This is a genomic window from Marinibacterium sp. SX1 (assembly GCF_050389775.1).
In the GTDB taxonomy this organism is placed as follows: Bacteria; Pseudomonadota; Alphaproteobacteria; order Rhodobacterales; family Rhodobacteraceae; genus Marinibacterium.
Genome location: NZ_CP177152.1, coordinates 35,280 through 51,575 on the forward strand (window position 1 = coordinate 35,280; position 16,296 = coordinate 51,575).

Annotated in this window: 19 protein-coding genes and 1 pseudogene; 10 read left to right on the forward strand and 10 right to left on the reverse strand. The window is 59.1% G+C overall.

The window, feature by feature from the left end; translation table 11 throughout:
- Positions 1 to 13 precede the first annotated feature (13 nt).
- The 4 genes and pseudogenes from ACK3BB_RS26955 to ACK3BB_RS26970 form a co-directional block, all read right to left on the reverse strand.
- Positions 14 to 2,074 carry a recombinase family protein gene (locus ACK3BB_RS26955; RefSeq protein WP_428929865.1) on the reverse strand — a complete coding sequence of 687 codons (2,061 nt, stop codon included), beginning with the start codon at positions 2,072 to 2,074 and terminating at the stop codon, positions 14 to 16.
- Positions 2,064 to 2,249 carry a hypothetical protein gene (locus ACK3BB_RS26960; RefSeq protein WP_428929866.1) on the reverse strand — a complete coding sequence of 62 codons (186 nt, stop codon included), beginning with the start codon at positions 2,247 to 2,249 and terminating at the stop codon, positions 2,064 to 2,066. The genes ACK3BB_RS26955 and ACK3BB_RS26960 overlap by 11 nt, the downstream gene beginning before the upstream one ends.
- A 633-nt stretch (positions 2,250 to 2,882) precedes the next feature.
- A pseudogene (locus tag ACK3BB_RS26965) lies at positions 2,883 to 3,596 on the reverse strand (IS6 family transposase).
- 46 nt (positions 3,597 to 3,642) lie between these two features.
- Positions 3,643 to 3,927 (reverse strand): hypothetical protein, encoded by a 285-nt coding sequence (locus ACK3BB_RS26970; protein WP_428929867.1) that lies wholly within the window; start codon positions 3,925 to 3,927, stop codon positions 3,643 to 3,645.
- Here ACK3BB_RS26970 and ACK3BB_RS26975 point away from each other — a divergent pair.
- The 3 genes from ACK3BB_RS26975 to ACK3BB_RS26985 all read left to right on the forward strand — a co-directional run bounded on the left by ACK3BB_RS26975 (position 3,908) and on the right by ACK3BB_RS26985 (position 5,994).
- On the forward strand, positions 3,908 to 4,363 hold the full coding sequence (locus ACK3BB_RS26975) for a hypothetical protein (RefSeq protein ID WP_428929868.1): 456 nt from the start codon (positions 3,908 to 3,910) through the stop codon (positions 4,361 to 4,363). The genes ACK3BB_RS26970 and ACK3BB_RS26975 overlap by 20 nt on opposite strands.
- 420 nt (positions 4,364 to 4,783) lie before the next feature.
- Complete coding sequence (locus ACK3BB_RS26980; RefSeq protein WP_428929869.1) at positions 4,784 to 5,185, forward strand: SRPBCC family protein; 402 nt, start codon at positions 4,784 to 4,786, stop codon at positions 5,183 to 5,185.
- The gene (locus ACK3BB_RS26985; RefSeq protein WP_428929870.1) at positions 5,182 to 5,994 is read left to right on the forward strand and encodes an RNA polymerase sigma factor; all 813 of its coding nucleotides are present in this window, start codon (positions 5,182 to 5,184) and stop codon (positions 5,992 to 5,994) included. The genes ACK3BB_RS26980 and ACK3BB_RS26985 overlap by 4 nt, the downstream gene beginning before the upstream one ends.
- Before the next feature lie 183 nt (positions 5,995 to 6,177).
- On the opposite strand, the gene ACK3BB_RS26990 is transcribed toward ACK3BB_RS26985, so the two are convergent.
- The 5 genes from ACK3BB_RS26990 to ACK3BB_RS27010 form a co-directional block, all read right to left on the reverse strand.
- Positions 6,178 to 6,840 (reverse strand): haloacid dehalogenase type II, encoded by a 663-nt coding sequence (locus ACK3BB_RS26990; protein ID WP_428929871.1) that lies wholly within the window; start codon positions 6,838 to 6,840, stop codon positions 6,178 to 6,180.
- A 55-nt stretch (positions 6,841 to 6,895) separates the two neighbouring features.
- Complete coding sequence (locus tag ACK3BB_RS26995) at positions 6,896 to 7,456, reverse strand: carboxymuconolactone decarboxylase family protein (RefSeq protein WP_428929872.1); 561 nt, start codon at positions 7,454 to 7,456, stop codon at positions 6,896 to 6,898.
- 96 nt (positions 7,457 to 7,552) lie between these two features.
- Positions 7,553 to 8,140 carry a TetR/AcrR family transcriptional regulator gene (locus ACK3BB_RS27000; protein WP_428929873.1) on the reverse strand — a complete coding sequence of 196 codons (588 nt, stop codon included), beginning with the start codon at positions 8,138 to 8,140 and terminating at the stop codon, positions 7,553 to 7,555.
- Positions 8,141 to 8,773: 633 nt separating this feature from the next.
- Positions 8,774 to 9,541, reverse strand: coding sequence for an SDR family oxidoreductase (locus tag ACK3BB_RS27005; RefSeq protein ID WP_428929874.1), 768 nt, complete (start codon positions 9,539 to 9,541; stop codon positions 8,774 to 8,776).
- Positions 9,542 to 9,570: 29 nt separating this feature from the next.
- Positions 9,571 to 9,741, reverse strand: a complete 171-nt coding sequence (locus tag ACK3BB_RS27010; RefSeq protein ID WP_428929884.1) for a hypothetical protein — start codon at positions 9,739 to 9,741, stop codon at positions 9,571 to 9,573.
- A gap of 142 nt (positions 9,742 to 9,883) precedes the next feature.
- Here ACK3BB_RS27010 and ACK3BB_RS27015 point away from each other — a divergent pair, with 142 nt between their 5' ends.
- From ACK3BB_RS27015 to ACK3BB_RS27030, 4 genes are all read left to right on the forward strand, one after another.
- Positions 9,884 to 10,033: a hypothetical protein gene (locus tag ACK3BB_RS27015; protein ID WP_428929875.1), complete on the forward strand. Its 150-nt coding sequence runs from the start codon at positions 9,884 to 9,886 to the stop codon at positions 10,031 to 10,033.
- On the forward strand, positions 10,030 to 10,296 hold the full coding sequence (locus tag ACK3BB_RS27020; RefSeq protein ID WP_428929876.1) for a hypothetical protein: 267 nt from the start codon (positions 10,030 to 10,032) through the stop codon (positions 10,294 to 10,296). Before ACK3BB_RS27015 ends, ACK3BB_RS27020 begins: the two co-directional genes overlap by 4 nt.
- Entirely contained in the window at positions 10,293 to 11,339 is a 1,047-nt protein-coding gene (locus ACK3BB_RS27025; RefSeq protein ID WP_428929877.1) for a DUF7146 domain-containing protein, read from the forward strand. Before ACK3BB_RS27020 ends, ACK3BB_RS27025 begins: the two co-directional genes overlap by 4 nt.
- Positions 11,340 to 11,633: 294 nt before the next feature.
- Positions 11,634 to 12,545 carry a DUF2493 domain-containing protein gene (locus ACK3BB_RS27030; protein ID WP_428929878.1) on the forward strand — a complete coding sequence of 304 codons (912 nt, stop codon included), beginning with the start codon at positions 11,634 to 11,636 and terminating at the stop codon, positions 12,543 to 12,545.
- Positions 12,546 to 12,666: 121 nt separating this feature from the next.
- Here the strand turns inward: ACK3BB_RS27030 and ACK3BB_RS27035 are convergent, their stop codons facing one another.
- Positions 12,667 to 13,002, reverse strand: a complete 336-nt coding sequence (locus tag ACK3BB_RS27035) for a hypothetical protein (protein WP_428929879.1) — start codon at positions 13,000 to 13,002, stop codon at positions 12,667 to 12,669.
- Positions 13,003 to 13,597: 595 nt separating this feature from the next.
- Between ACK3BB_RS27035 and ACK3BB_RS27040 the strand changes: the two genes are divergently transcribed.
- The 3 genes from ACK3BB_RS27040 to repB all read left to right on the forward strand — a co-directional run bounded on the left by ACK3BB_RS27040 (position 13,598) and on the right by repB (position 16,291).
- Positions 13,598 to 13,936, forward strand: a complete 339-nt coding sequence (locus tag ACK3BB_RS27040) for a DUF736 domain-containing protein (protein WP_428929880.1) — start codon at positions 13,598 to 13,600, stop codon at positions 13,934 to 13,936.
- Between the two features lie 199 nt (positions 13,937 to 14,135).
- Positions 14,136 to 15,320, forward strand: a complete 1,185-nt coding sequence (gene repA / locus ACK3BB_RS27045; RefSeq protein WP_043753973.1) for a plasmid partitioning protein RepA — start codon at positions 14,136 to 14,138, stop codon at positions 15,318 to 15,320.
- 23 nt (positions 15,321 to 15,343) lie between these two features.
- Complete coding sequence (repB, locus tag ACK3BB_RS27050; RefSeq protein WP_224557949.1) at positions 15,344 to 16,291, forward strand: plasmid partitioning protein RepB; 948 nt, start codon at positions 15,344 to 15,346, stop codon at positions 16,289 to 16,291.
- Positions 16,292 to 16,296: the final 5 nt, after the last annotated feature.

Sequence of the window (16,296 nt, forward strand, 5' to 3'; positions counted from 1 at the left end):
TACGCCCATCTTTCTATGTTGTTGAAGAAAATAGGTTTTGCTGATCCGGGTGCGATACCGCGGGGTGTCTGGGGTTTTTCTGCGCCCGTTTCCTGAGTTGTTGGGCCGCCATTTTTGACAGTTCCGTGCGCTCGAATACCCACGGCCCGTCGGCAAGCGGATGGTCCGCCTCGATTTCACCTGCTTCCGCTGCCAACCGCAACGTTTTTGGGGCCACTCCGAGCAGCTTGGCCGCGCTGAATAGGTTGAGCCAGTGATCGAGGCCGCCGGCATCGGGCTTGAATACCGGAATCTTGCGGTAGGACCGGAGCGCTGTGACCCGCTCCCTGGTCCAGCGGTTGCCGTTTCCAGTGGCAAGACCGTTCCGGTTCAGAACGCCTGCGATGACATCGTCGCTGGCGATCCGCGCAAGCTGGCGGACAGCCTCAACAATATCCGGCGGTGTTGCATTGCGCTGTCCGCGGCAGCGCTTTGGCAGGCGGATTTCCGTATGGGCGCCGCCGGCCCAATGAACCAGCAAAACAATCTCGGAGGCATCATCATCTAGATCTGCCACCACTTCCTGAATCACCGTGCGGACGATGCGCTTCTTAAGCCTCGCATCCGTGTCCGGCGCGAACCAGACGCGTTCGAGATTGGCCCCCAAGACGACCAGGTCTTCGGCCGACAGTGGTGTTCCCTCCGGGCTGGCCGTGTCGTGCTGCGCGAGCTTGTGTTCGATCTCCTGAACCCGCTGAAGCGCCCGGTTCCACCGGGCTTCCAGCTCCGCAGTCACGAGGCGGTTCTCAGGGTCGGACGCATCATACTGCCGGAAGGCCCGATCAGCTGTGTATTGAGCCGCCTCCAGGTCACGGCAAAGCGCGCCGCGGACCTGGTCCTGCTGGCTCACTGCTTGCCTGGCGGCCGCCTCTGCGGCGGCAATGGCACCGGGACTGACCACCTGCAGGAGCGCGTGTTCAATGGCATCATCAACCCGCAAGCCACCGAAGGAGATGCAGCGCGCTTCGCCGTTGTCCAGGAGGCCGCGCCAGCAAGAGTAACGCGGGATGTCGTGCTTTTTGCCGGTGTAGCGAACCGTCAGCTTGCGGCCGCAGCGTCGGCAGCGCAGCAGCCCGGCAAGAAGGGCAGAGCCGTGTTTGGCTGCACCATGATGCCGGCTCTGAGGGACGTTGTTGCTGACCATTTTACGGATCGCCTCTGCTCGTTCCCAACTCACGTAGCCTTCATGCGCGCCCGGCTTCAATGCAAGCCATTCCTCGCGGTCTTTCCTGCGAACGGCCGATGTCCCGAACCCTGGCGATGCCTGGGTTTTGCCATAGGCATAAGCCCCGCCATAGGCCGGATTGACGATCATGCGGTGGATGGTGGCATAGGTCGGGCGGCGCCAGACTACCTCACTCTGTTTGCGCAAGCTGGGCAGTTCAAGGCCATGTTCGAGGAACCACAGGAGGGCCTGCCGTGCGCTCCCCAACTCAGCAACCTTGTCGAAAACCAGGGAAATGGCTTCCTGCACGCGGCGGTCCGGGTCTTTCTCAAGCTGGTCCCCGGCCTTTACGAAGCCGACAGGGGCGGCGACGACAAGTTCGCCGCGCCGCGCCTTCTCCTGGCGGGCGGCAAGGGACCGTTGCCTGAGCAGGTCGAGCTCGTATTCGTTCAGGCTGCCCTTTAGGCCTAAAAGCAGTCGGTCATTGCCATCGCGTGGCGCATAAACCGTTTTCTGATCGATCAGCACAGTGTCGACGACACGGCACATCTCGATGAGATGCTGCCAGTCCCGGCTGTTGCGCGCAAAGCGGGAGACTTCACGCGCCGCGACGGCGCCGACCTTGCCGAGACAAACATCGGCGATCATCCGGTCAACGCCTTCCCGCGCGACACCGCCGGCGGCAGAACGGCCGAGGTCGTCATCCACGGTCTCAATCCGGCTCCAGCCCAAATCCGAAAGCCGCCCCCGCATGGCATATTGCAGGGCGCTGCTTTCCCGGTTGTGCAGGACCTGGTGGGCCGATGACTGGCGGACATAAAGGATCGCCTTGCGTTCCAAATGCTGCGGGCCAATCTTCTCATGCTTCATGATCGCTCCCCCTGTCCGCCGCGCCGACGTGTTCTGCAATCAGGCGTGCCATCAACCGTGTCAGCGTTTGCTGCGTGTCGCCGGGAAGGCTTTGCCAAGGCGGGGTCTGTGTCACGGGCACGGACTGGATGTCCGGGAACAGTTCGAGTTGCGTCGTCGTCATTTTGCGCGGCATGGGCCAACCTCCGAATCTCGTGTTCAGAGTCCGATGCTGCGTCATCGCGTGATCGGGAGCCGGATTTATTGAGCGGAATACAAGCGGCATCGGAAACCAGCCCCGCGAGAGCCCTGAGAGCCTCCAGGCCTACATGCGCAGAACCAGAACGGCGGCAGGAAGCACATGCCGCCCGGTCAAACATCCATATGGGAACTTCCAGCAGCCGGTCCGACCGGCGGCCGGTGAGATTGCACCGAAACACAGCATCGCCGGGCTTGTCGATCACAGAATGGACATAGACCGATCTGCCGAACCAGGGATGCCATGGATAAAGAACCTCGCGCCGGTCGGTAACGTGGGTGTTCTGGCGTTCAGTTGTACAACATCTACAGGCCACACACATCGCTGAACGGGCAGACACCGACCGAGTTCGCCCAAAGGCTACATTCCACCCGATCGGCTTCGCTTGAGCTCCGCAAAGGCTCCGCTCAGCCGGTCTTGACCGCAACCAAATCACAAGAAAGAAACAGGAACGGATTCTACACCTAAACGGCCCGGTTCAGGGGGCAACGTCATCACCCTTGAATTTGTATAGAAAGGGGGCTGTTGCACTAACGCCGAAACCGCAGAGCAATAGTCGCAGTCCCACTGTCACGCGGCTTCGGGGAAAAGTTTAGCCAGGAAGTAGATCTCGTTGGCAACTCCGGGTTCGCAGTTCTCGAATTGGCCCTTTCGGATCGTGCGGAAGGTCTCGATTCCGGCGAGGGCCGCCTTGGCTCCGGCCATGGTCTGGAACCCGTGCATCGGGCGTAATCGTTGCTTCAGCGCGGCATGGGCGCTTTCGATCCTGTTGTTCAGGTACTTACGATCGACGTGCCGGATCGCACCCTCCGGCCCAAGCCGGGCGTTGATCTCGCCGATCACCTTGGCATAGCTGTGAGCCTTGTCCGTCACTATGGTTAACGGGTGATAGAGGCGAACGGCTTCCTGGGCCTGTCGCATAAAGGCCCTTGCCGCCTTGGCATTTCGCTTTGCCGTCAGCCGAAAATCGATCAGCTGGCCGCGCTGGTCGACGGTCTGCCACAGGTAGCACCATCGGCCACCCACACGGATTTATGTTTCATCCACATGCCGCTGTAGCCCGCGCCAGGACCGATGGGCGCCGTAGGCCCGTTTGCGGATCTCTGGGCCGAACTTCCTGACCCACCGGTGGATCGTCGAGGCATCGGCCGTCGCCCCGCGCTCGGCCAGCAAGTCACGGACATCGCGGCACCACAGCGGGTAGCGGCAGTACCAGCGCACCGCCAGAAGGGTGATCTCACGCGGGAACCGATGAATTTTGAACGGGTTCTTGCGGTGCGCCATCGGCTACTCCATCATCATGAACACAAAGCTTGCAGCGACAGGCGCGTTAATGCATCGAACCCCGGCGCGGGATACCTGTGGGGCCGAGCGCGAGGTCGGGCATGGGCGTGTGTCGGCTGACCTGGCGGCGCTCAGGGCTGCGGCCAGCAAGGATCGGGGTACAGATCGCGGTGATGGTGACATACGGGATCGGCTGGAAGGTGTGTTGAACAAGCCGCGCGAGACGCTGGAGCGGGGTGACGGGCATGACGCTGAGCAGGATCAGGGCGACGAGAAGGACAATACGCGCGAAATCGACAGGGAGATAGATCGTGATCCAGGCCTCAGTCATTGACTTGCCTCCTGTGTTCGACGGAATTGAGGCAGTTTGTTTCGATGCGTTCGGAACGTTGGTCGAGATTACCGAGAAACGTGGTGCGGTTCGGCAGTTGTTCAAAGCAGTGCCGCCTAACAAACGAGTCGAGTTGAAACATCGGTTGATGTGGGAACCGGGACCTATCGCCGATTGGTTGGAAGTGTATGTTGGTGATGCCGATCCGGTGATGGCGCAGGATATATACGCTCAGGAGTTGTCGGAGGTGGCGTCTGTCACGATACGTCCGGGCATGTCAGACATTTGGGCGCTGTTGCGGATCAAGGGGTTGCGGCTGGCGATCTGCTCCAATCTCGCCAGTTCCTTCGGTCTGGCCGTGCGCCGTGCCTTGCCCGATCCGCGGGATGTTGTGGTGTTTTCTTATGAAGTCGATGTCATCAAGCCGGAACCATAAATCTATGCCCATGTTCCGGAGCCGTTGGCAGTTGAACCGGACAGCGTGTTGTGCTGATGCAGTGCGGATCGCGCTGACGTGCAGGCAAGTTGCCTCAGATTTGGGTGTCGGCCTATGCGCAGGACTATACGAAAATCGTTTTCAAGAGGTATGAAAATTGGCTAAGCACCCCTGTCGAAGTGACCAAAATGTCCGCGGTTTCTTTAACGTCGTGGGCACAGTTCCATGGGTAAGGTGGCGCTGATCATTGGCGACGGTCGCAGGCGCCAGGGCGGTTACCGGATGCTTGCACTTGTTAGGGGACGTGATTTCCATTGTTCAGCTGGTGCGTACTATTTTTTGTCACGGTTTCAGGTCTCATCGCCTCCTTTCTAATACGAGGTCGGGATTGGCCCGGCTCAACCGAGAAAGGACCAAGATATGCAAACTTATGACGTTCAATCCGTGAAGATCAACCAACCCGCCGCGAGGGTATTTGATTACGTTTCGCAACCGCGACATCTTCAGGAATGGACCAACGCTTTCAAGTCGGCAGACGAAAGCAGCGCCGAACTGGTGACGCCCAATGGCACGGTTCCAATCAGGCTTGACACCCGTGCCAATGTTGACGCAGGCACCGTCGACTGGATCATGACCTTTCCTGATGGTTCGGCAGGTGCGGCTTATTCGCGGGTCACGCCTGACGTGGACGACACCGCAATTTTCTCGTTTGTCCTGATGGCACCGCCGGTGCCACTGGAGATACTCGAAGGGGCGTTGGAAGAGCAGAAGAAAATCCTCGCCACGGAGCTTCTGGCGCTCAAGGAAAAAATGGAAGAATGATCCGGCTTGATGCAGATATCGTGAGAGCGGCGCGGCAAGGGGATCGCGCCGCTCTTGCATCCGTCGTGAGCGCGGTCGAGCAACCGGTCTTTGGCCTGGCCATAAGGATGCTGGCCAATCGGGCCGATGCCGAGGATGCGACGCAGGAAATCCTGGTCAAGATCATCACGCACTTGGGTACCTTGCAGGATGATGGTGCTGCAGGAGGTTGGGCGCTCAAGATCGCCTCCCGGCATCTTGTGGCGATCCGTAAGCGCGGCCGGGTCGAGGCGATGCGGATGAGCTTTCATGACTTTGCCGAGGATCTGGAAACAGGCCTGGATCAATCAGCAGTCACCCAGATGGATGATGTTGTCACCGCCGTCGCGATCGAAGAGATCAAGATCGGTTGCACCCTGGCGATGCTTACCTGTCTCAAGCGCAATTCGCGGATCGCGTACATCCTTGGTGACATATTCGAGATGACGGACAGCGAAGCGTCGGAGGTACTTCAGATCGCGCCTGCCACTTATCGGCAGCAGTTGCGACGCGCGCGCGCGGAGGTAACGCAATTTCTTCAGAAGACTTGCGGCAACGTATCGACCCACGCGACCTGCAGGTGCGAGAAACGACTTAATGCGGCTCAGGCCAACGGGCGGGTAGTCCCGGGTAAGCCTGCTTTCGGGCTAGAGCGGCCGCCGATCGATCTTAAGGTGCTGCGTCGCCGTGTGAGGGCGCTGGAGGAAGGCCGCCGCGCCGCCACGTTGATGCGGTCCAATCCGGCCTTTCCGTCGAACGTCGGAGCCGCTGTTCTGGAGGCAATTAAGTGAAGCGCCCGCTAGATGTCGCGGCCATTCGCTGGGAGGAAGGGGGTTGTGCCGTATCCTCTTTGAAAGGCACGACCAAAGGCTTCCGCCGGTGCTTAGCCCGAGCGACCGGCCAAAAGTCCTGGCGTCGGAGTGCACAGCGCGATCTGTTGCCAAACCGAACGGATGATCAGCACCTTGGCAATTTCAATCGACGACGGTTTTGGCCAGATCGGTCAGGCTGGTCGCCGACAGCTCTGGACGTTGTTCGCCGGCGGGCCAGAACTTCCCGTGGCGCGTGATCAGACCTGTCCTGAAACCATAGTCGCGCGCGCCGATGACGTCCCACCAATTGGACGACACAAACAGCGTTTCCGACCTGGATGACATCGCAAATTCTGTGCCTATGTCGTAGGCAGCAGGCGCTGGTTTGTAGGTGCCGCTTTCGGTCACCGACAAAACGGCGTCCAGATCCTCTCCAAGCCTCGCCGCATCGACCGCCTGTTGAAGGGATGGCGGCTCGCCGTTGGACAGGATGGCCGTCTGCCAGCCTGCGTTCGAAAAGATCTTCAGACACTCGGCGGCATCACGGTACGGCGAAACGTTGCGAAATCCTTCAGCGAGCTTCTCTACAAGCACTTCGTCCTGAATACCCTCGGCAGACAGTGCGTCCAGAAATGCAGTTCTGGTGCAGACATCAAAAGGTAATCGCGCACCGCGCAGCACCGATAGCCACGCGTACTCAAGCTGAAGCGTTCGCCAGCGATCAAAGACCGCATCGGCGCGAAGCCCCAGTCTTTTGGAAACGGGGTTCAATGCAGACTCCAGATCGAAAAGTGTCCCGTAGGCATCGAATAGGACGGTTGGCATTTGGTCAGTTCCTTGCAATGGAAGGCGACCGCCAATTCAGCGGTCGCCCAAAGAGTTACCCGAAAGCGGCACCATGTTGTTGCGCGTCAAATTCACCGACCATTGGAAAGTCATGGTCGGGATCTGCGACGTGGCGGACATACTGGATCAGCGTATACTGCCCGATCACACCGATCGTTTCCAGTAAGGCCTTGTCCGAGAAGCCCGCATTACGCGCCTTGCTCAGAACGTCTGCGGGCACCATGCCGCGATTGCGGACCACCGTATTGGTAAACTCAAGCAGTGCTTCGATCTCGGGATCGTCCGACTTGGCGGCCAAAGCCTTGATCAACTCGTCTTCGGTGGCACCCTGAGCCATGCCGACCTTCATATGAACATTCACGCAATAGTCGCAATGGTTGAGCGCCGAGACCAGCATCGCGACAAGTTCAACCTGTCGCCCGGTCAACTCTGCTCCGTCATTCAGATGTGCGTTCAGTGCAAGAAAACCCTTCAGCACGTTCGGCGCGTTCCCAGCCACCCGGAACAGGTTGATGACGCCGCCAAACTGGCGAGTGGCTTCATCAAAAGCTTCCTTGGTGCGACCGCTGGCCGTGTTCGGATCGATTTGAGACATTGTAGGCATTTAGCAATTCCTTTGCTTGGTAGAAAACTGACCGGTCAGTCAGCTGTTGGAGGAATGAAAGCGGACGCATTCAGGAACACGTCCGGCTTAGCTGATTGACTTAAGGTGGGGCAGAGCGCCCGCCGAAAACACAGAGACTTTCTCGGGGTCGTTCATCGTCTTGGCCAGAAGCAACCCGCCCTGGATAAGACCGATGATTACCTCAGCCGCTTTGTTTCTGTCGATTTCCGGGATCACATCTGACTGTATAAGCTCATCGACAATGCTCTCGATAGGATCGCTCCAGTCGACAAGCGCCTTTCGGATCGTACGCCGTACGGCGTCATTTGCGCCACTAAGCTCAAGCGTCATGTTTCCGATAAGGCACCCTTGGGCAAATCCACGGTTTGATTTCCAGGAATTGTTTGCGGCTTTGGGAACATCGAACAAGGCCAGAAGCTTGTCTTCGGGCGCAAGATTCGATTTTGCGATGTCATGGAACGCCTGAGCAAACCCATCGGCATATTGTTCGATGACGTTCACAAGTAGGTCCGTCTTGGACGGGAAGAAATGATAGAACGTGCCCTTATTGACCGACGCGGACGAACAAATTTCGTTTGTGCCCACGGCGGTAAAGCCTTTTTCCAGGAACAGCTCAGTTGCCGTCTCAATCAGTGTGTCTCGGGTCGCGCTCATGATGGCATACCTACGCTTTACTGACCGGTCGGTCAAGTGAAGGCTTCAAAAAATTTCAAATCCCGACGTGCAGGCGTGACATGAAACCACAACGAACGAGACCCTCCGTACGAGATCAGACCCTCGTGTCTAAATTCATCTGGCGATGTACAGTTGGCGGCGACGTTTGAGAAGCTGCCGCGCTGTATCGTAGGCATGGAGGCGTGTTTGAGCGCACACTTTGTCAACCGAACACTGCGCGAGATGGGATTTTAGCCTCGCATCACCTCATTGGGGACCCAATGCGATCGCTTCGGCGGTAGTCTTGTGGTTGGACGATAAACGCCGTCAGTTAGATCCTTCGAAAGAGGCGGCACCAGGTTGACCGGTGCCGGCAGTTTTTCGTCCACAGGGAGGAGATAGAAGGCGAAATTGTGTTGTATAGCAGCAGCTTATGACAAAGCGCACAATCACGCTAATGGAGTTGCGCGGGAATGGGTAGCTCGATCCAACGTCCGACGTTCGGACTCAGCAGGTTAGACCGATCCACTTCACCCCATGTTCACCCTGCCAACAGTTCGAAAGCGCCAGGGTGCTCATTCTTACATCGCCAACGTTGCTACGCGTTCTCCGAAGCGACCCGGAAAACCAATTCTACGCTTCCACACTCATCCCAATTGCGGCGCGACCCTCTTCTGTTTTGAGGGAGAAGTCGGTTCCGAGCCATTGGTCGGCGTCCGGTGTCGTGAGGTATTCGATGGCTTTGGCGACCCAGTCGGCCGAGATGTGTCGCTTCCATGGGATCTGGCTTACCGGGTTGATGCCAGATGCCGCGATCTCACGCTGTATTTGGGTGGCGACGGTGCCGGGGGAGAGGCCGACGACACGCACGCCTTGCGCGCCATATTCTTTATGCGCGACGCCGGTCAAGCCGAGGACGCCGGCCTTGGTGGCGCAGTAATGCGACCAGCCTTCGAGGAACGAGTTCGCAGCCCCCGAGCTGATGTTTACAATCGTTCCGCCGCCTGTGTTGATCATGGCGGGAATGGCATAGCGTAGCCCGTGGTAGACGCCTTTGAGGTTTGTATCGACCATGCCGCCCCAGGCTTCGGGGTCGCTGTCAGCGATGCGGGCGATAGGGTCCATTTGGCCTGCATTGTTCACGTAGAGATCGAGCCCGCCGCAGTCGGCAACGGTCGCTTCGATGGTGGCGGCGACGGCTTTGTGGTCGGCCACATCCAGCGTGCGGGCGACGGCTTTTCCACCGCCCGCAACGATCTCGCCCGCGATGCGGTCGATATGGGATGTGCTGCGCGCGGTCAGAACAACAGTCCATCTCGCGGCGGCGAGGTGGCGCGCGGCGGCCTCGCCGATGCCGCGGCTCGCGCCGGTGATGATGGCGGTTTTGGGAAGAGCATTCATGATCTTATCCTTTCTTTGAACAGGTTGGGTCAGTTGGTCCGCGTGGCGACAAGATCGACACGGACGCGCACTTCTTGCGCGACGGCGTCCTGTCCATCACCGATCTGGAAGAGGGCGCGGTCAAAGGCCGTGGTGGCCGCGACGGTGGCGGTGTCGTCTTCGATGAGGATCGTGCCGGACAAGGCGACCGGGTGCGTCACGCCGCGCAAGATCGCGGCCTGCTCCTACGCCGGGTTCCAGGAGATGACTGGTCTGACCCTCGATGAGGCAAATGGCACGATGAAAGGAAACTCGCCGCTGATCCAATAGTTCCTGAACCGCTGTCTGGCACTCCGGATCGACATGCAGGACGCAATTCTTGATGCCTTCGGCGGGTTTCTTTCCGCCATCATCGAGGATGCGCGCCAGGCGGGCACGCTCGATGTCGGCCTCGAGATCCTGCGGGCCGAGAAGTTCGAGATCATCGACCGCAAGGTCATTCTTCGAGCATGAGGCGACGGGGGGCGGCAGCCACCGCTCCGACTGCTGAGCGCACCGACCGCAACGATCCTCTGACCACCGAGATCCTCGCGCTTTCCGAATTCCCGAATTCGCACTGGGAAGAAGTCGAAGACAGGATGAAGGCGATGGGCTGTTTTACGGAGGTGATCCAGTGGAAGACACGGGTGTTCATCCCAGTGGATGGCATCGACGTTCTTTCGCGGGTTCTCGCCGAGCATCCGGTTGGCGCCAGCGCCGCGGATGCCGCCGCATGAACGCGCGGCGCAGCATCGTAAACCTCTCGGCCGATCTCGCAGACCGGGTCGAGAGTTTCTGCTGCCAGTATTTCCCCGAGGGGCGCAAGCAGGGCAACTATTGGCAGGTTGGTGATACGTCCGGTGCAAGAGGCCGGAGCCTCGCCGTCCGGCTCCAAGCGCAGGGTGGGCGCAAAGCCAGATCCTGGGCCGACTATTCGACGGGGCAATATGGCGATCTGATCGACCTGCTGCATGAACGGCTCGGATCGGTCACACTCAAAGAGACGCTGAGGGAGACCCAGTCTTTCCTCGACGAGGCCCCCTGCCCTACCGTACCTCGTGACACCCGAAAGGATGAGCGCCCGGATGCAGCCTCCAGCAACCGCATCGCGCGGGCGCGGGAACTATTCGCGGCAGGCAAACCGGTGCTTGGCACATTGGCCGCCACCTATCTTCGGGTGCGCGGGATCACACGGCTTGGACCTGCCCTCCGTTATCACCCGCATGTTTTCCTGCGGCGGGGCGAGGACGACGCCGATCCGCCGCAAAGGACCCCTGCCCTGCTGGCAAAGATCACCGGCAATCGGGGCCAGATCACCGGCTGCGCGCGCACCTATCTTGACCCGTCCACGGGCGGCTTGGCCGCGACCGAGAGCCCGAAAAGGATCCTTGGGCAGCTGCACGGCCATGCCATCCGCTTCTGGTCCGGCACTTCTCGCGTTGATCTCATCGTCGGCGAAGGTCTCGAGAACACCCTCTCGGTCGGCACAGCTCTCCCCGAGTTCGACCTCGCCTCCTGTCTCACCGCCACCCATCTGGGCCTCTTCAACCCGCCGCCGGAGATCAAGCGCATCTGGATCGCCAGGGACAACGACGAGGCTGGACGTAATGCATCAAAGAGATTGCGTAACCAACTGGAATCGCTTGGAATTACCTGCGGTGGCCTTGTGCCGCAGTTGGGCGATTTCAACGACGATTTGCGGGCATTTGGCAGAGATGCGCTACGCCGGTCCCTGCTCAATGCCATGAAAGCGCAAGGTCTGGAGATCCAGGACGGGTGAGCGCCAGTCTCCCCGGTGATGCCGGACAGGGCAAAGGTTCCGCAGGTTCGATCTGATCCCGTTTGGATAAGGGGAGCGATGAACCGGCGGGTCGGGGCAGAGTGCCCCTCGCCCGGGCAGCAATGCGCCCCGAACCAGAAAATTCCCCTGCCCCTTCAGGCCATTCCTCGCGGGACCAATTTTCCGGCCCGGGTCACATTCTCCGCTTCGCTCCGATCCTGACGGATGCGGACCGGTCGCCGCCGGTCCTGGTATCGCCCCATCCAAATCGGATCAGATCAAAGGAACCAGACAATGCCCCATCAGACAGACATCCCCGAGGAAACCGGCGTAACCTCCGCCATCCTCGACCATCTCGCACTTCACGGCGTAACGCCCGGGGCCGGCGAGACCGATCATCGCTCCCTGCCCCAGCCTGACGAGGTCGAGCTCGCCATGGCGACACTCTTTGACACCACCATCGGCCTCCTCACGGGCAGCCAGTTGGAGGACAATCTCGAAGAGATGCTCTGGTCCCTCACCTCGATCTTCCATCGCAGGCTGACCCATATCCAGAAGCTTCTCGACGACAACGAATTCGAGGTCCGGGAAAGCCTGGCCATCCAGGACGGCTCCGAGGTCGCCTCGGTCGAACTCGAACGCCTCCAGATGATCGGGCTGAAGCTCTGGGACCATCGCGACGCTTTCGAGCAGATGCGCGATCTGGCCGTAGACCACTTCTCGGCCGCCACCGGTTCACCCTGGCTGCCCCGCACCGGATCCAAGGTCTCGCATCGCGGCCTCACCTCCGCCGTGGTGGACAGCCGGGCCTATCTCTCGGCCAAGCGCCGCAAAGAGACCGAGGTGCACTGCCCCGAAGGCACACGGATCGCGTTTTCGGGCGGGGACTATCAGGCCTACGATCTGATCTGGTCCGTCCTCGATGCCACCCGCGCCAAATACCCCGACATGGTGCTCTTGCATGGCGGCACGCCCAAGGGTGCCGAGATGATCGCGGCCCGTTGGGCAGATACGCGCGGTGTCACCCAGGTGGTGTTCAAGCCCGACTGGAAGAGCCACGGCAATGCGGCCTCCTTCAAACGCAACGACAAGATGCTCGAGACGATGCCGCAGGGTCTGATCGCCACGCCAGGTTCGGGCATCACCGAGAACATCATCGACAAGGCCCGCAAGCTCGGGATCCGCATCAAGAGGATCGGGGCTTAGGCCCCGGTTCTACCATGACATCAGTCAGAGCGCACTGTACGGTTCGCTCTATGAGTTCGCAGAGGTGCGCAGTTCTGCGTGATTTGGTCGGTCAGACTGCTGAGTGTGTGGATGAGTATTTCTAGCTGGTCGCTGTCGCGGGCCTTCCTGAAGCCGCGTGACGCTCTCGTCGTCCCGCGATCAGCGGGATGTTTGCCGAAAGGCACCCCATGTCGGCCAGGAAACTGACGAGTGCGACGATCGTCTTGAACTCGCGCAATTTGAAGACGCTACGGCTCGTGACAAGCAACTTCGCGTCTTGGCCATCCTCCGCCACCGCGTGCACGGCCCAGGAGCCATACCAACTATTATGGCGTTTCTCGGCAGTCTGGTTGCAGATTACCTCGATGAGGTAGCCATCTGAGAGCAGATCGCGCAGGCCATCCTCGGTGACCACATTCGGTGTTGCGCCGTCCAACAGCTTATCCTCTTCACTTATGCCGGCACGTATCGGGATTGGAGCGGGCCCAAGCTTCTACCTGATCTTCCGAGTCGCATGCGTCGTTGCTCAGTTTAGCAATGCCATACGGGACATCCTCGAAGTCCGCAACGCCACGGGGATTGAGACCGTCGGGGACAGATGCGCGTGTCCTCGCCCTAGCATTTCATCTTCTTCAGCCTGTCAGATCACTTTCTGCTTGAGGCCCTGGCAACTCCATCGAGGATCGGAACACTGGCCGGTGTTGCGTTGCGACGGGTCGTGGTGTGTATCGAAAGATCAGGCGTGACTGTGCAAGGGAAGCTTCGGCGTTCTTGGCTTTCGGCTGTTCACCCAGTTTCCTTCGTGGCCACCGCTCTTCTCCTTTTGTCTGAGTTGCATGACATGCTGGTCGCAGCTGTCGTCCCGTCCACAAAGGTTGTCGACGATCTTTTTCCCCTGACCCTGCGGGCCATTCCTCGCGGAGCAAAAAGACCGGCGCCTGCCCCTCTCCGCTACGCTTCGCCTTCGGTGTGGCCGAGCCTTGGCCAGCTGCAAGGTGACCATCATTGCAACGCAAAAAAGGAGAAGAGCAATGACCACGAACTGCATCAAATTCACCAGCACCGACATCGAAACCGCCAAGGGCGTCGGTTCCATTTCGACCCTGACCTTCGACCTCGACATCACGGTCGAACCCGTCGCAAGCTCGAACCCGATGGCTCCCACGCACCGCGTCCTCGGCCGCTCCCCGCGCGGCAAACTGGTCGAGTGCGGCGGCATCTGGAAGAAGCAGAACAAGGAGACCGGCGCCGACTACTACACGCTGACCATCCGCGACCACGGCATCAACGCCAACCTCGGCAAGGCCGCGAACCAGGACGATCTGTCCCTGCAGGCGGTTATTCCCTGGGGGCCGAAAGACGCCGCCTAAGCGAAGGGTTGGTGGGGGTTCGCCTCTGCCAACCCGTTTACAACTGTAAACTCCAGAGTAAGCCCGGTCCGTGTATGTAGTCTCTTCATGCTTCACTAGACACTATATAGAGGAAAAATCTTGACTTAGCGCCGTGAATCACGGCTTTTATCCCCAAGTGGCGTGAAAAAGGCCATATTTTAGATTTTGGGGCAACTAGATGATTCCTGTGACACCACTGGCCAACGAGAAGCCTTCAGCGCTCGCGACAGATATTTCCGAGCGGTTGAATGCTGCCATCCGGGAGCACCTTCTTTCAGCTTTTGCCCCAGATAGCGCCAAAACGCTACGGTCTTTTTCGGCACCTGAGGCGGCAGAACTTCTTGGGGTCTCCGGTCAGTTCATGCGAAAGGTGCACTCAGAGGGAACGATCCCAGAGCCGGAGGATGTTCGTGGAGGGCGGCGCTATTACACGGCGCAAGAGATATGGGATGCACGCGAGATCCTAGAGAAGTCATCACGAAAGAAAGGACGCTATCTGCCGCGTCGGTTTGGTGATGAGAAACTGCAAATATGGCAGTTGATGAACTTCAAGGGCGGATCAAGCAAGAGCACCACGAGTATCCATCTTGCGCATTATTTCGCGCTACGCGGCTATCGAGTGTTGGTCGTTGACCTTGATCCTCAGGGATCACTCACGTCCATGTGCGGTATCAGCCCGGAAATCGAGTTTGATGGGCTGACTGTCTATGACGCGATCCGCTATGACGATCCGGTCAGCATGGCCGATGTCGTTGTTCCCACTTACTTCCCGGGGCTTTCGATTGCGCCGTCGCGCCTCATGCTATCTGAGTTCGAGACTGAATCTGCAGTCCATTCGAACCCCGACCAGCCGTTCTTTACGCGGATCCGCAATGCATTGTCCCAAGTTGAGGATGATTTCGACCTTGTCTTGATGGACAGTCCGCCCCAGTTGGGCTTCTTGACCATCGCTGGAATGGCCGCAGCGAGTTCTCTGATTGTACCTCTAACGCCCTCGATGTTGGACGTTTCGTCGACCGCTCAGTTCCTCGAACTCGCCGGGGCCTACATGGGGGTGATCGAGGATGCTGGCGCGACGCTGCAGTATGATCACTTCAAGTTCCTGATCACTCGGGATGAGCCGACGGATGTTCCCTCACAGCAGCTGACCTCGTTTATGCGTGCGCTATTCCAAGACCGCGTCATGTCTGCGACCGCTCTCAAGAGCACTGCAATCAGTGACGCGACCATGCTCAAGCAGTCCATCTATGAGGTTGTACGCTCGGAAATGACCCGCGCGACCTACGATCGCGCGAAAGGTTCGATGGATGCTGTAGGACAGGAAGTGGAAGTCATGATCCACCAATCATGGGGGCGTAAATAATGGCTAGGAAATCCCTTCGAGATATGTCGGGTATCGCGAACACCATCGCGCGTTCCAGCAGCACTGCGACTGAGAGGCCCCCCAAGACAAGCGCACCTGCGCTAGGAGCTCTTCAGGGGTCACTTGCGTCTATCCGCGAGATCGATCCTGGTCTGATCGACGATTGGGGACCCAAGGATCGACTGGATGAGTTTACAACTGTAAACGCCGAAGATGACGGTGAGGGTTTTGAGGCGCTCAAGAACAGCATCCGCGAAGGCGGTCAACAAGTGCCAATCCTCGTTCGGCGCTCCAAGGCTGCCGAGGGGCGCTTCGAAGCGATCTATGGTCGCCGCAGATTGAAAGCTTGCCGGGAGCTCGGCATTAAGGTCCGTGCCAACGTTCAGGATGTCGATGACACCACGGCCTTGTTGGCCAAAGGGCTGGAAAATGCAGCACGTCGCAACCTCTCGTTCTATGAAAAGGCGCGCTTTGCGGAAGCCATCCAAGCCGCGGGTCACGAAAACGCGACGGTGCGCCAGGTTTTGAATCTTACAGCATCAGGGCATTCGCACCTGACGAAGGTGACGCAGAATGTCCCGTCCAGAGTCGGCGACCTGATAGGCGCTGCGCCCAAATCAGGCCGGCCGAGGTGGACGGACCTGGCCGAACTGTTCCTCGAACGGAAGCTTACCGAGAAAGTCGCGCTCGATCTGCTGACTAAGATCAGCGCTTCGTTAACGTCTGATGAGCGGTTGGAAGCGCTGATCAAGGAAGCAAGCAAGCGCGGAACGAAAGTGTCCAGCGGTCCTCGTGAGATTACGCCGATGGACGGCGTTGTCATCAAAGCAGGCCGAGGGAGCGTGTCTCTTTCGGTGAAGAAGTCCGGCACAAGTGCCGAATTCGCAAGCTGGCTTGAGAGCAATCTCGAGGAAATCATCAAGAGATCCTATACCGAATTTACAGATGTAAATTCGGAGGGTGACAAGTGAGGAAG